Origin of the sequence: Cohnella phaseoli (genome assembly GCF_003386235.1) — a bacterium.
GTDB classification, from domain to species: Bacteria; Bacillota; Bacilli; order Paenibacillales; family Paenibacillaceae; genus Cohnella; species Cohnella phaseoli.
On sequence record NZ_QRDZ01000010.1, the window covers coordinates 14,540 to 29,084 of the forward strand.

Annotated in this window: 9 protein-coding genes; 8 read left to right on the top strand and 1 reads right to left on the bottom strand. The window is 51.0% G+C overall.

What is annotated here, in order from left to right:
* The 4 genes from DFP98_RS14150 (at position 1) to DFP98_RS14165 (ending at position 6,058) form a co-directional block, all read left to right on the top strand.
* Positions 1–2,418: a helix-turn-helix domain-containing protein gene (locus tag DFP98_RS14150; protein WP_181917682.1), complete on the top strand. Its 2,418-nt coding sequence runs from the start codon at positions 1–3 to the stop codon at positions 2,416–2,418.
* Between the two features lie 180 nt (positions 2,419–2,598).
* Complete coding sequence (locus DFP98_RS14155; protein ID WP_116061260.1) at positions 2,599–4,233, top strand: extracellular solute-binding protein; 1,635 nt, start codon at positions 2,599–2,601, stop codon at positions 4,231–4,233.
* Between the two features lie 25 nt (positions 4,234–4,258).
* Positions 4,259–5,164 (top strand): ABC transporter permease, encoded by a 906-nt coding sequence (locus DFP98_RS14160; RefSeq protein WP_116061261.1) that lies wholly within the window; start codon positions 4,259–4,261, stop codon positions 5,162–5,164.
* A 69-nt stretch (positions 5,165–5,233) separates the two neighbouring features.
* A complete protein-coding gene (locus DFP98_RS14165; RefSeq protein ID WP_391573291.1) occupies positions 5,234–6,058 on the top strand; it encodes a carbohydrate ABC transporter permease in 825 nt (274 codons plus the stop codon).
* Positions 6,059–6,333: 275 nt separating this feature from the next.
* Here DFP98_RS14165 and DFP98_RS14170 read toward each other — a convergent pair whose 3' ends face one another.
* Entirely contained in the window at positions 6,334–6,939 is a 606-nt protein-coding gene (locus DFP98_RS14170) for a TetR/AcrR family transcriptional regulator (protein ID WP_116061263.1), read from the bottom strand.
* Between the two features lie 194 nt (positions 6,940–7,133).
* Here DFP98_RS14170 and DFP98_RS14175 point away from each other — a divergent pair, with 194 nt between their 5' ends.
* The 4 genes from DFP98_RS14175 to DFP98_RS14190 all read left to right on the top strand — a co-directional run bounded on the left by DFP98_RS14175 (position 7,134) and on the right by DFP98_RS14190 (position 14,264).
* On the top strand, positions 7,134–7,913 hold the full coding sequence (locus DFP98_RS14175; RefSeq protein ID WP_116061264.1) for a nuclear transport factor 2 family protein: 780 nt from the start codon (positions 7,134–7,136) through the stop codon (positions 7,911–7,913).
* 228 nt (positions 7,914–8,141) lie between these two features.
* The gene (locus DFP98_RS14180; RefSeq protein ID WP_116061265.1) at positions 8,142–8,768 is read left to right on the top strand and encodes a response regulator transcription factor; all 627 of its coding nucleotides are present in this window, start codon (positions 8,142–8,144) and stop codon (positions 8,766–8,768) included.
* Between the two features lie 12 nt (positions 8,769–8,780).
* Positions 8,781–10,100 (top strand): sensor histidine kinase, encoded by a 1,320-nt coding sequence (locus DFP98_RS14185; RefSeq protein WP_116061266.1) that lies wholly within the window; start codon positions 8,781–8,783, stop codon positions 10,098–10,100.
* Between the two features lie 150 nt (positions 10,101–10,250).
* Positions 10,251–14,264 (top strand): RCC1 domain-containing protein, encoded by a 4,014-nt coding sequence (locus DFP98_RS14190; RefSeq protein WP_116061267.1) that lies wholly within the window; start codon positions 10,251–10,253, stop codon positions 14,262–14,264.
* The last annotated feature ends 281 nt before the right edge of the window (positions 14,265–14,545 follow it).

The following is a 14,545-nucleotide window of genomic DNA, read 5'->3' on the forward strand; positions in this document are numbered from 1 at the left end:
TTGAACAAATTTCTGTCCCGCAAGCGATCTTCGACAACGATGCGCAGGAGCATCCTTATTACGCTGCTCGTCTCGTACATCGCAGTCTTGATCCTCCCCGTGGGTATCGCCGTTATCCTCTACGGGAAAATAGAAAGCATTCTGGTCGAGAACGCGGAACGCTCCAATCTGGCTCTCCTGGAACAGGTGAAGCAGACGATGGATAGCCGGCTGAAGGAAATGGAGTTGCTATCCAGACAGATCGTATTGAATCCGAAGCTCCAATGGCTGCTCGGCAATGCGGACCCTGATGATTTACAGAGCCAACACCGGTTCGTCGAATTTCAGAATGAACTTTCCCGTTACCAGAAGGACAACCATTTTATTTATGAGTTTTTCATATACTTCGCCGGCAGCGGTACGATCGTTTCGTCGGCGCAGAAAACCGATGCGAATACGTTCTTCCGTGATATCGTGCCGTTTAAGGAACAGACGCCCGAGGAAATGATCAAGGCCGTATTTCCAGGCCGATCGATCCGCGCCTATCTGCCGTCTGCACCGATTCAACAAGGGATGTTCGTCAAACGGCTGGTCATCTACGTGCAATCGCTGCCGATCGACGAGAACCGGGATGTCAAAGGCTCGTTCGTTATTCTGATCGATGAGCAGCAAATACGCGACCTGCACACGCAAATCGAGCTACTGAACAAGGGAGATATTTACATATTGGATGAAAACAAGCAGGTCGTCCTGAGTACGGGGAAAGACGAAAATTTCTTAAGCGGGCTTGAGCCGCAGCTGAATTTGGATATCACCTCCAATCATTATGCTTATCGCGGCAGCGACATCATGCTTTCGCATACGTCCTCGGACTTGAATGGATGGACCTACATATCCGCATTCCCGCTCGACGTCGTGATGGGCAAGGTGAACCGGATTAAAGCGCTCGCGTTCCTGCTTCTTCTCGTTTGCCTAGCCGCGGGAACCGCTCTATCCTGTTTGCTCGCTTACAAGAATTACAGACCGATCCGCGCCGTCGTGGGCGATATTTTACGAAGAAAGCGGCTTTCCGGACAAATCATGAGCGATGAAATCGAGCTGATCCGCAGCACGCTCATCGCCTCCTTCGACGAGGAACGGCAGCTGAAGCAAACGCTGGAGCGTCAGGCTCCCGTCATGATGGCCAATTTTTTGACGCGGCTGATTAAAGGACATCTCGACCCGCTAACGATCAGCAAACCGAATCTGGATTTTATGGGCATCGATTTCGTGCATCGGCACTTTGCCGTCTTGCTGATCGATATCGACGACTGCCGCGTGCTGATCAACGGCGATTTGGAGAAGGAATGGGCGTTCGTTCGGTTCATCATAGCCAATGTAAGCTGTGATATGCTGCCTGGAGACGTCTATCCGGCCGAGCTGGACAAAAACAGGGTGGCCTTGCTGGTTAACGTTCCAGGGGTGCCGCATGCCCAGCCGGATACGGCGGACGCGCCAGACTCGCCGGAAGCGGACAGCGGGGACTTCAATCGCCACACTCTGCAGAATGCCGCCGGGGAGCTGAAGCGGCTGCTCGAGCAGCGGTTCGGGATGCATCTTACAGTTGCCTTAAGCGAAACTTGCCCAAGCATGGAAGAGATCGGGCGATGCTACCGGGAAGCTCTGTTCGCGCTTGATTACAAGATGGTGCACGGCTCGAACCATGTCATTCTGTACGAACGGGTCAAGCATTTGAAATTCAAATATTATTTGTACCCGATGGAAACCGAAGTGCAGCTCATGAATCTTGCCAAAAGCGGAGATTGGGCTGGCGCGGAGAAGCTGCTCGACCAACTGTACGCCATGAACGTCGAAGCCGGCAGCATGACCCCGGAGATGGGGAGATGCCTGTTCATCGATATGTTGAGCACGATCTTTAAGCTGCTCCACACCTTGAAGATGGAGGAGGGGGTTATTTTCAAGGACGGAGAGGACCCGGTCAAGACCATTTCCTCCTGCGCGACGGTAGAAGAGATGCACGAGCAGACGAAGCTTCTGTACCAAGCCGTATGCACGCATGTAAAGGCGGGGCGACCCGATCGCGGCGAAAAGCTGTACGGCATGATCACCCGCTATATCGGCGAACGTTTTCAGGAAAGCACGCTGAGCCTGACGACGCTGGCCGATCATTTCGAGCTGACGCCGCAGCATTTGTCCGCGGTTTTCAAGAAGCACAGCGGGCAGACGATTACCGATTTCATTACGGCACTGAGAATGGAATACGCCAAAAAAATGCTCGCCGACCCGGCCCTGACCCTATCGGCCGTAGCGCAAAAAGTCGGATATGCGACCGATGTCGGCTTTATCCGCATGTTCAAAAAATACGAGGGCATCACGCCGGGCAAGTACCGGGAAACGATGGAAATCGGCGGCAAGCAGAATGAAACGCCTGCAGGCTGAAGCGGCAATGCCTTGAGAACACCGTCATCCGAAATTCGGCATGCCCTTCTTAAATGGGAAATGTCGGTGATCTTAAGGATGGTTAACCGAGTTTCCGAATCGGCTATGTTCAATGGAGAGACGCGGATTTATGATCGGTAGCGAGTCGAAAGACGAATACCTAAAGGGAGGTTCTCCACCATGAAAAAAGAAATGGGAACGATCGTTTCCCTGCTGCTCGCGTCTTCCATGCTCTTGAGCGCATGCGGGGGAAATACGCCGGCGGCCGCACCGTCAAGCCAAACGGGAGAAGGAACGCATGCGGCGACGCAAACGCCCGACAAAAAGGAAGCCGGATATCCTGCGTCCTTGACTTACTGGGCTGTGTTGAACGCCAACGTTTCGGCCACTTTAAAAAGCTATAGCGAGGTGGCAGCCTACAAGGAACTTGAGAGGAGGACCGGAACGAAGGTCGAGTTCCAGCACCCGACAGCCGGTCAGGATAAGGATCAGCTCAACCTGATGCTCGCATCGGGCAAGCTTCCGGACGTCATCGAGTACAGCTGGGGGACCGTCAACAAAGGCGCAGACGCGCTGATCAAAGAAAAGTCGATCATCCGCCTGAACGAGCTGATCGATAAGCACGCTCCGAACTTGACCAAGCTTCTGAAGGAGCATCCGGAGTATCGCAAGATGATCACGACGGACGAGGGCAATATCTACGCCTTTCCGTTCATTCGCGGTGACGATTATTTGCTTACTTACGGCGGGATTGCCCTTCGAGAGGACTGGCTGGAGAAGCTGAATTTGCCAATGCCCCAAACGATCGACGACTATTACAACGTCTATAAGGCTTTTAAAAACGGCGATCCGAACGGAAACGGCAAGCAGGACGAAATTCCGGTTCTGCTCAATTTCAACAGCGGCAGCAGCGGATTTTATTTCCTCTACGCTTGGGGCATTTCCGACGGCTTCTATCAAGAAAACGGAAAAATCAAATTCGGAGCGATCGAGCCTCAGTTCAAAGAGTTCGTTGAGGTCATGCATAGCTGGTTCAAGGAAGGTCTCATCGACAAGGATTATGCCGCAACCGACCCTAAGCTGCAGGACTCCAAAGTGACCAACAGCCAGCTCGGCTCCGTTCCGTTGCTGGTAGGAGGCGGAGTCGGCAGGTACATGGATCTTATGAGAGATAAGGATCCGAAATTCAAGCTCGCCGGCGCTCCCTACCCTGTGCTGAAAACCGGCGATAAGCCGGAGCTCGGCCAGAAGGAAGCTCCTTTCTCGGGAATAGGCGCCGCGATTACGACATCCGCCAAAAATCCGGAAGAAATCGTCAAGTGGCTCGATTATAAATACGGGCAGGAAGGGCATATGCTGTTCAACTTCGGCATTGAAGGCGAGAGCTACGCCTTGACCGACGGCTATCCGAAATATACCGACAAAATCTTGAAAAACCCGGATAAGCTGCCGATTGCCCAAGCGATGGGGCAATACATTCTCGCGATGGGCAACGGGCCATTCGTGCAGGATCGCCGCTACATGGAGCAATATGCCGGCCTCCCCGAGCAGCAGAAAGCCATCGAAACCTGGATGAACGCCAAAAACGAGAAATGGCTGCCCGTTCTGACGCAAACGGCCGAAGAAAGCGCCAGATTCAACTCGATCATGAACGATGTGAACACTTACTTCAATGAAACGATCAACAAATTGATTATGGGTATCGAGCCTCTCGACAACTTCGACAAATTCGTCGGAACGTTGAAATCGATGAAAATCGAGGATGCCATCAAGCTTCGGCAAGCGGCATTGGACCGTTACAACAAACGTCAATGACGGTTGCGATTGGGGCTGATATGACATGCTGAAGACGGCTGCCAAAGATTTTCGCAAAAACAGAACGATTTATTTATTGGCGCTTCCCGTTATCGCTTATTACCTAGTATTTCATTACGGCCCGATGTACGGCGTTCAGATCGCCTTCAAGGATTTTTCCCCAAGCCTCGGCATTGCGGACAGCCCTTGGGTCGGGTTCCGGCATTTCAGCGATTTTTTTCACGGCTTTTACTTCTGGCGCATCGTACGCAATACGCTGCTGCTCAGCTTGTACAGCATCGCCTTCAGCTTTCCCGCTTCGATCGTGCTGGCGCTGCTGCTGAACGAGCTGAGAAACCGGCTCTTCAAGCGGACGGTGCAGTCGATCACGTATTTGCCGCATTTCATTTCGCTCGTCGTCGTCGTTGGCATGATGGTCGATTTCCTGTCCGCCGACGGCTTGGTCAACCAAATCATCGCCGCTTTCGGTTTGGAGCCGTTCTTGTTCTTGCAGGAGCCCAAATGGTTCCGGTTTCTCTACGTATCCTCGGGCATTTGGCAGGAGGTAGGCTGGGGTTCGATTATTTACCTGGCGGCGATCTCGGGCATCGATCCGACCTTGTACGAAGCGGCCAAGGTTGACGGAGCGGGACGCTTCAAGCGGGTCCTGCATATTACCATCCCGGGCATTCTACCGACGGTTGCGATTTTGTTCATATTGCGGATGGGCTCCGTCATGGCGGTTGGCGACGAGAAAATACTGCTTCTGTACAACCCGATGACCTACGAAACGGCTGACGTGATCGGAACTTACGTATACCGCAAAGGGATTCTGGAATCGAGCTACAGCTTCAGCTCGGCCGTCGGGCTGTTCAATGCCGTTATCAACTTCGCCTTCCTGCTGGCGACCAATCTGATCATCAAACGATCCGGCGGCGCAAAGCTGTTTTAGGAGGGAATGAATATTTCGAAGCATCGAACGGCCGGCGAACGGATATTTGATTTCGGAAATGCGTTTTTTATGATCCTGCTGTCAATCGTCACCTTATATCCTCTTCTGTACGTCTTTTTCGCCTCCGTCAGCGATCCCGCCTCCGTCGTTCAATACAGAGGCATTCTGCTCATGCCGCTCGGGTTTACGGTCGAGGCATACAAAATGGTGTTTAAAAACCCGATGATATCGCTCGGCTATTTGAACACGCTGTTTTACGTCGGTGTCGGAACGGCTCTGAACATTCTGATGACGTCGCTCGGAGCCTATTGTCTGTCCAGGCAAGGCCTGCTATGGAAAAATCAAATGATGATGATGATCGTCATCACGATGTTTTTCTCGGGCGGACTAATTCCCGCTTATCTGCTCGTCAGCGGTCTCGGCTTGATGGATTCGCGGTGGGCGCTCATCATCCCGGGCGCCATGAGCGCTTATAACATGATCATCATGCGTACCGCATTCCAAGCGGTGCCCGTCAGTCTGGAGGAGTCGGCCCGGTTAGACGGGGCGGGTGATCTGACGATATTGTTCCGGATCGTGCTGCCGCTTTCCTTGCCGGTGCTAGCCGTGATGGTGCTGTTCTATGGTGTAGGACACTGGAATGCATGGTTTTCGGCGATGATCTACTTGCGTACGCGCGAGTTATGGCCGCTGCAGCTGGTGATGCGCGAAATCCTCATCCAGAACGCGACTGACAATATGATGACGTCCGTCGGCGGCGGGGACCGGATGCCGGTCGGCGAAACGATCAAATACGCGACGATTATCGTCTCTACCGTTCCGATCCTGTTCTTGTATCCGTTCATGCAGAGATATTTCGTTAAAGGCGTCATGATCGGAGCGGTGAAGGAGTAAAGCGAAGCTTCGGAACCGAACGGGTACTCGGTATCGGGGATGTATCCCAGAGCAAGAAGCAAACGGATGTTCATCCATCGGCCGCTCGATTCGACGCTGATCGAGATGCATCCGGATATGACGCATTGATAGTGCGTAATGACTGAGGTAGATCAGTTTAAATTGTAGGTTTCGTTAGAGGAAACATAGGATCAATAAACGAAGGAGCTGCTGCAGGCAGCTCCTTTTGTTTGGCTTGCGACGCAGCTCCCTCTTTTCAATGTTGCTACGCAGTTTCATTCCCCGACGGCGATACCGGCGGCTCTTAAATGCCCGTAGGCAACGATTCTGCTAAATTGAGATGCAACTTCACCTGTAGGAAGAGGCAGATCGTTTTTAATCCACCACACGACAATCCCCATGAAAGACGAGACGAGGTACTCGAGCAGCAATTCCTTGGATATCGCAAAAGGGGAACTTCCCTGAGCAAGATCCCAGCCTTCATTCAGTTTATCTTTAATGATATTCTCCATTTTCGCCCGAAACCGGTAGATTCTATTCTCTTCAATTAACATGGCATAGTAAAAGGTGGTGTTCTGTGAAATATGCTCCAGTACAGTTTGCATGACTGTCTCAAGTGTAGAAATTTGGAAAGGACTCATATTGAATGGACATAGTACGATCACATTTTTTAATTCGCTCAACAACTCATCCGTACATGTGTCCAATAAATCGGGTTTATTTTGGTGATGAAGATAAAATGTGTTTCGATTGATCATAGCCCGATCTGCAATATCCTGGATCGTTATCGCTTCATATCCTTTTTCCTTAATGAGCTCATAAAAGGCCATTCGAATCGATTGTCTAGTGCGTAGTACCCTTAGATCCGTTTTTCCACTCATGATTTTCGTTTCTCCCCCAATTAATTTAGACCGTTAAGCGACAAAGTTCTATGAGTTGTATCTTATCCTTCAAAAACAAAAATATTAAATATTGAGCGTTGTCTTCGTCTTCATTATAATGAGCGAAAGATAAATAAACAACATAATGTTCATTATTTATCTAATGACTATAAACTCTAAGGAGGATATTTACAATGACATTCAACCATCAAAATGAGCTTGTCCTTAAAGCAATCACTGTGCTGGAAAGTTTAGAGAGCGGCAACCCCGAAGCGATTACGGCTTACGTTCATCCGGAGAAATATATTCAGCACAACCAGGCCTTACTTGATGGTCGTGAAGCCATGCTTGGCGCACTTGAACATTTGAGGAAAGTTGGTACAAAGGTAAGCATTAAGCGTACTTTAGGCGACGGAGATTATGTGGCTCTTCATTCCGTATATGATTTTCACGGCCCTAAAATCGCCTTTGATATTTTCCGTTTTGAGAAGGGGCTCATCGTCGAGCATTGGGACAATTTGCAAGAGATGGCGGACAATACGCCAAGCAATCATACGATGATTGACGGACCGGTCGCGATTAAGGATATCGACAAGACGGATGCCAACAAAGTATTGGTCAAAAGCTATGTGGAGAACATTTTGCTTGGGAGGAAGCCCGAGCTGCTTGCCTCTTACTTTGATGGCGATAACTACATTCAGCATAGTCCGCATATTGCAGACGGGCTTTCCGGTCTTCATGCCGCTTTGCAGGCGCTGAAGGAGAAAAATATTGAATTTCAATATACTCAAGTCCATCAGGTAGTCGGACAAGGCGATTTTGTGCTTACGGCGAGTGAAGGTTCCTTCGATGGCCAGCCTACCGCTTTCTACGATTTGTTCCGCGTGGAGAATGGAAAGATCGCCGAACATTGGGACGTTATCGAGGCCATACTGCCGGCAGAAAAACGAAAGAATTCGAACAGTAGATTTTGAGATTGGTGTAGCTGAATCGCAAGAAAGAATGAATGAACGGCTTCGGGCGAATATCGTCCAAGTCTTTTGGGGAGCGGTTATTGCTTTGATAGCTGGAGTTATTGGATACTGTCAATACAAATTACTTACACCGAATATCATGGAAAGGTATACATGTAATTGTCTACTTCCTTTTCTAAGTAGGTTTATAGGATAATTTGAGATATAGAAGAGAGAGGGGGGAGCGGGATGAGTCGCGCGAAAGTACTGCTCGTCGAGGACGATTGGGAATGGATTAACGGCTTGAAAATGTATTTTGCGGGCGAATCCGTTTTTGAGATCGTGTCTTGCGTAGACAATAGGGAAGCCTGCATGGCAGCGCTCGAGCAAATATCGGTGGATGTCGTTCTCATGGATATTATATTGGGCGATGCCAACTCGTCGGGGCTGGATGCCACACTGGATATTGCGCACAAGTATCCTTCGGTTAAAGTCATTATGGTAAGTTCTTTGGATAATGACGATGAAGTATTTAATGAAGCGTTTCTGAGCGGGGCATACGACTTTGTGTACAAGGATGAATTCGAACAAATTCCCGCTGTAATTGCGGGGGCGATGAATGATCAGGGGACCAAATATGGTCCGAGATTAAGAAAGCTCGTATTTGATAAGAAGAAGAAGCTTCTAACTCCTTATGATATCGTGTTGCTCAAACTCACTGTAGAGGGGAAGACGCAGCAAGAAATCGCCGATATGAACAGCGTCAGTCTGTCTGCGGTGAAGAAGCATGTCGGTCGCATACTGGACAAATTTGATTGGCAACGATCGACTCGAGAGCTGGCGGACAAGTGTCATAAATGGGGGCTTCTAGAGTAAGGAGCGTAAACAATGATCGTTGCTTTCTTGGTGTTGTCTGTCGTCACGTGCCCTGTAGGGCTTTACTTGCTTGTAAAACATAGAGAAAACCGCTTACTCATTTGGGGGGCGCTTCTTCTTTTTACATTGGGTTTAAGCGGTCTGCAAGTGGGTTTGGAAAAGCTCATCCTCCCTTACCTGGAGTCTGGGGATTCAAGCAATGGCTGGATAACGGCGCTGTCTGTTGTTGCAGCTTTCTTGAATATCGTCATCCACACCTTTCCGTATTACTTAGTGCTTATCTTTTTCATCGTTTTTGCGGGATACACAAATCCGATGATGACCGGTTTATTGTTTGTTCCGGCGATGTTGTCCTTTATTTTCAGCGATGTGTATCCGAATCCGAGAATGAATTATTCCTATATTTTAAGCTGGGGCATCCCGTATCTGCTGGCCTCTATTGCTTTATTTATCAAAGGGATGATGAAAGCAGAGAAAGGAAGAGTTAAGAAACTTCAATATTTCGGGATCGGGATGATCATTCTGATTCCTGAAGTGTTCTTGCTGCTCTTGCAAACGGAAGGCACTTATTTCCGACTTCCAGTAGAGATTATCACGTTTATTCCGATCCTTTGCCTAATCAGTTTACTGTTAGGATTAGTGTTATACGTATATAATGTCTTCGCACGCTTTCAATCCTCTGTCGTGCTTACCAAGATGCAACTGGGCACGAGCATGATGCAGCACACATTTAAGAATGCGATAACGAAAAATAAACTGCATGCATTGAATATGCAGCGCAGTCTCGCGTCCAAGCAATACGAAATCACAGAGGAACATCTAGGTAGCTTGCTCCGCTCCAATGAGCATCTGATGAGCATGGTGTCCAAGTTATCCTATTTAACCCGAAGCCGGGTCACGGCGGAGCTCGAATCTACCGAAGTGTCTATTCTGTTGGACGAGGCGATCGACCAATTCCCGCATCCGGCTGTATCGTTCGAGAGGCGATATGGAACTGTAATGCTGCATATCGATCGGACGTTGATCGCAGAGTGCTTCTCGAACATTATCAGCAATTCGATCGAAGCAATGGACGGACGGGGGCAGGTGACCGTAACGGTAGAACGGATGAGACGTCATGTGAGAATTCATTTTACGGATTCGGGAAGGGGGATGAACGAGGAACAATTGAGAAACCTGTTCGAACCTTTCTACTCCACGAAGGTGAATTCGGGTCACAACTTCGGTCTCGGCATGTTTCATGTCAAAAAAATCATGAACGCGCATCGCGGGAAGGTGAAGGTGACGAGTCAACCGGGCAAAGGAACGACCGTTACGTTGCAGTTATCCTAGCGCATATCCGATAGCCTCCTCCGCGGAGGCTATTTATTATATTTTATTGCGTTCTAGTTCAATTAAGGTACACATAAAAGTGTCTACTTATGTCGGATGGGAGTGAAAAATATACTGAAGATACAAGATTAGAGGTTGGGAGGAAACGGAATGGTTAAAATCGGGGTGGGAGTATTTGTGAAACAGGTATTATATAAGATCGTCCAACTGGTAACGTCTTTCGCATTGTTATTAAGCTTGACGGCTCCTTTCGGTATTCAATCGGCGGATGCGGCGCAAACAGGGATTGGCAGCCGTACGCAGCAAATCGCCGCAGGAATGTATCATTCGCTAGCTCTGAAATCAGATGGCACCGTTGTCGCTTGGGGCCCTGCATTTTTCGAAGAAGTAAAAGTACCGGCAGATCTTACGGGGGTGGTGTCGATCGCCGCTGGAAGTAGCCATTCGCTGGCGCTGAAATCGGACGGCACCGTCGTCGCTTGGGGAGATAATTACTATGGTCAAACGACCGTGCCGGCAGGCCTTACGGGGGTGGTGTCGATCGCTGCGGGGGGGTGGCATTCGCTGGCGTTGAAATCGGACGGCACCGTCGTCGCTTGGGGATATAATAGTTTGGGGCAAATAGACGTGCCAGCAGATCTTACGGGGGTAGTGTCGATTGCTGCAGGGCAATACCAATCGCTGGCGCTGAAATTGGACGGGACCGTTGTCGCTTGGGGAAAGAATGTTTTTGTACAACCGATTACTGTACCGGCAGGTCTTACGGATGTCGTGGCGATCGCCGCTGGAAGCAGCCATTCGCTAGCGCTGAAATCGGACGGCACCGTCGTCGCTTGGGGATATAATGGGAATGGACAAACGAACGTACCGGCGGGTCTTACTGGGGTGGTGTCGATCGCCGCTAAGTCGGATACATCGATGGCGCTGAAGTCGGACGGCACCGTCGTGGCTTGGGGAAATAATTATTTTGGACAAGCGACCGTGCCGGCCGATCTGAACGGGGTAGTGTCGATCGCCGCAGGACCTGACCATTCGCTGGCGCTGAAATCGGACGGCACTGTCGTCGCTTGGGGAAGTAATGGTTATGGACAAATTACCGTGCCGGGAAGCGACAACTTGGTGGGTCTGACTGTTCAGGAAGGGCCCCTCGACAGCCCGTTTTCCTCCGCCGATACGTCCTATACATATTACTACAACGGCCTGTCTGTATCGGACGTGCATGTAACGGCGACGCTGGAAGAAACAGCTCATACATCGTTATCGATCAATGGTCAGCCGCAAGCAAGCGGCAGCATTGCAACGGTCAGCTTCTCGGGTGAGTCGACGGTGATTCCCGTTCGGGTTGAGCCGTATTTCAAACCCGGTAAGACGTATACGATTACCGTAATGAGAGATTCCACGCCACCCGATATTCAATTCGACTTGAACGGGAATGCGACGCCGTCGAAATACGCTTCAACTAGAGTTGAAGTTACCGATGCGGAGAGCGGTCTCGATCCTGCATCAGTACAATATGCATGGTCGCAAAACACCGCCGTTCCGACCGACGGATGGGCGGATTTCGTGAGCGGCGAGACGCTGGAGCGAACAGGCGTAGACGGCAACTGGTATTTGCACGTTCGGGCGGTCGACAAGGTCGGAAATGTCGCGAATGTGGTCTCGCAAGCTTATGCGCTCAGCACGCCGCCGACGGTTGTCGTATCCAGTACGGCCGGAGGAACGGTTAACGCTGCCTTTCCGATCACGATAACGTTTAGCGAACCCGTAGACGATCTTGATGATGGCAGTATCATGGTCGGAAACGGTACAGTTTCCAACGTTGCAAGGTCCAGCACGTCTGTCTATACCGCCACGATCACGCCGATTGTGAGCGGTCATGCTGTGACCGTGCGTGTATTGGCGAACGCAACGTCCGACGCAGCTGGCAATGGCAACGAAGCGTCTAATGTCGCGACCTTCCTCTACGACACGACCAAGCCTGTCGTATCCTTCGACTTCACGGACGATCAGCGACTCGCCGCGCCTCCGTCCTCCGTCCGCGTATCAGTGAGCGAAGCGGTCTATTGGGCGGCGGATCGAACAGAACTGAATGCGGGCAATGCGCTTCCGCTCCTTAGCATGGACAAAGACGACGAGGCATTTACCGCGTATACGGCAAGTTACGAAGAGGCGAATCGAACCTATACGCTAACGTTCGACGGTAAGCTCGATGATGGTGTCTACACGGTGAGTGTGTTAGGAAATACAGTGGAAAACGTCTATCACAATACGCTCGACGCGACAAGCGCAAGCTTTATCGTTGCCGTGCCTGTCGTTACGGGGATTTCCGGTAATCGAACCGGCTTTACCAACGCGGGATGGAGTGCGGTAGTCGACATTACAGGCCACAATCTTACGGGACAGTCGGTCAGCGTCTATGTAGATGGCGAGGCGGCCGCTCCAGCCCATGTCATCAGTGATACAAGCGCTTCCGCCGTCATCACGCTTCCGCCCAACACTTCGGCGAGCGATAACATTCACATCCTGACGGTATATGTGAATGGGGTGGAAGCTGCGGGCCGATCCGTAACTATGATTGTGCATGCGCCGAGCGGCAACGCCGATCTGAGCGGCTTGTCGTTGTCACCCGGGTCGCTGAGCCCGTCGCCGTTTGCGGCGACAACGACTGCCTATACGGCGAGCGTTGGCAACAACATCGGCAGCGTAACGGTGACACCATCGGTGGCCGACAGTACCGCGACGGTGACCGCCAGCGTATATGGCAAAGCCGGGGAGCTCGTGCAAGGACCACTAGTCTTGCCGAGCGGCATGGCGTCTCCGCCGCTTTTGCTTGAAGCCGGAAGCAACCGGATCGCGGTTGTCGTAACAGCGGAGAGCGGCACGACCAAGACGTACAACCTGACGGTAACGAGAGCAGTAAGTCACAGCAACACCGCTCCTGGCGGTGGATCCATGCCTGACGTTGCCAAGCCGATCATCGATCTTAACGGGACATCGCTTGATCCGGATACCCTTGACATCTCGGTGCCGTCCGTCACGCTTATAGTGACGCCGAACCAAGACGGCATGGCTTATGTCAGCATTCCGGCAATCATTCTAGCCGACCTTGCGGACAAGAATGACAGCTTGATGATCGAGATCCAAACCCCATACGGCAGTTATCAAGTCCCGGTCGGCTTAGCATCGCTCATTCCGGAGCTGAAGGACTTGCTTGTTGCAAACAATTTAAACGCGGAGGATATCTGTTTCAAGATCACCCTGACCGACAAGTCAGGAGACAGGGCCATACAGGCCGTACTTGCGGACGGCATGCCGAATGGAAAGCGGATCGGCGCGGTTGTCGATTTTCATATGGAAATCGTGAATGGCAAGTCGGGAAAAACGATCGGAGCAAGCAACCGGTTCAGTGAGGCGCTTACGAGAATCATTACAATGCCGAAGGATATGACCGGCATGCCGGAACAATGGGGCGCTTTCCGCTACAACGAATCAACGAAGGAGTTCGAGTTCGTCCCCGCCCGGACGGAACAGGTCAATGGCGCGTGGGTGGTGTCGATTCGCTCTTATTCCAACAGCGTGTATGTCGTGGCGGAGCAAGCGGTTAGCTTTGCCGATGTGCAAAATCATTGGAGCCAATCATTAGTCCAACTGGCAGCGGCGAAAGGACTCGTTAGCGGTGTGGGCAACGGGCGGTACGCGCCCGACGAATCCGTGACCCGCGCGGAGTTTGCAGCCATGCTCGTCAGGGTGTTGGGGCGGGGCGCATCGACGAGCGACAGCGCGGCACCCTATGGCGATGTTCAGCCTAATGCATGGTATTTCGCTGAAGTAGCTGAAGCGAAGGAATTGGGACTACTGGACTTTGCTATAGGCGGCTGGATCATGCCCGATCAGCCGCTAACCCGCGAGGAAATGGCAAGTATGCTTGCGGCAGCGATGAAACTCGAGAAACTTTCGACAAGTGGCAATCATTCCACCCTGGAAAGCTACAAGGATATAGCGGAGATAAACCCGGCATTCATGGCAGATGTTCGCATGGTGGTCGAACTTAATGTCATGACAGGCATAAGCAAGAACACGTTTCGTCCGAAAGGCGAAACGACACGCGCAGAGGCTGCGACCGTGCTGATCCGAATACTGAAAGCGCACGAGTGGATAGACTGAGGCGCGGGATCGCCAACACTGCTGTGGAGTGAACCGTACTCTAACAAGACAATAAGTTGCGATAGATTCGTCGCTGTAGTTATATTAAATCAGATATATAGAGGCACTCTAAATGGGTGTCTTTTTATTTCGCGGTAAGAGTGATACGGAGAACCGTATCATAAGTGACGGCAACAGAATTAGAACAGGATCGTTACATGTGAATTGTTTATGGTTCTAGCCATGGATGTCGCTGAGCAAATGCCGTTCCTTCGATTAATAGTTCAATACTCAATGGTAGT

Bases quoted from the DNA above. Each gene is read 5' to 3' on its own strand.
- DFP98_RS14185 (WP_116061266.1), top strand. From the start codon at position 8,781: ATGATCGTTGCTTTCTTGGTGTTGTCTGTCGTCACGTGCCCTGTAGGG.
- DFP98_RS14180 (WP_116061265.1), top strand. From the start codon at position 8,142: ATGAGTCGCGCGAAAGTACTGCTCGTCGAGGACGATTGGGAATGGATT.
- DFP98_RS14170 (WP_116061263.1), bottom strand. From the start codon at position 6,939: ATGAGTGGAAAAACGGATCTAAGGGTACTACGCACTAGACAATCGATT.
- DFP98_RS14165 (WP_391573291.1), top strand. From the start codon at position 5,234: ATGATCCTGCTGTCAATCGTCACCTTATATCCTCTTCTGTACGTCTTT.
- DFP98_RS14175 (WP_116061264.1), top strand. From the start codon at position 7,134: ATGACATTCAACCATCAAAATGAGCTTGTCCTTAAAGCAATCACTGTG.
- DFP98_RS14190 (WP_116061267.1), top strand. From the start codon at position 10,251: ATGGTTAAAATCGGGGTGGGAGTATTTGTGAAACAGGTATTATATAAG.
- DFP98_RS14160 (WP_116061261.1), top strand. From the start codon at position 4,259: ATGCTGAAGACGGCTGCCAAAGATTTTCGCAAAAACAGAACGATTTAT.
- DFP98_RS14155 (WP_116061260.1), top strand. From the start codon at position 2,599: ATGAAAAAAGAAATGGGAACGATCGTTTCCCTGCTGCTCGCGTCTTCC.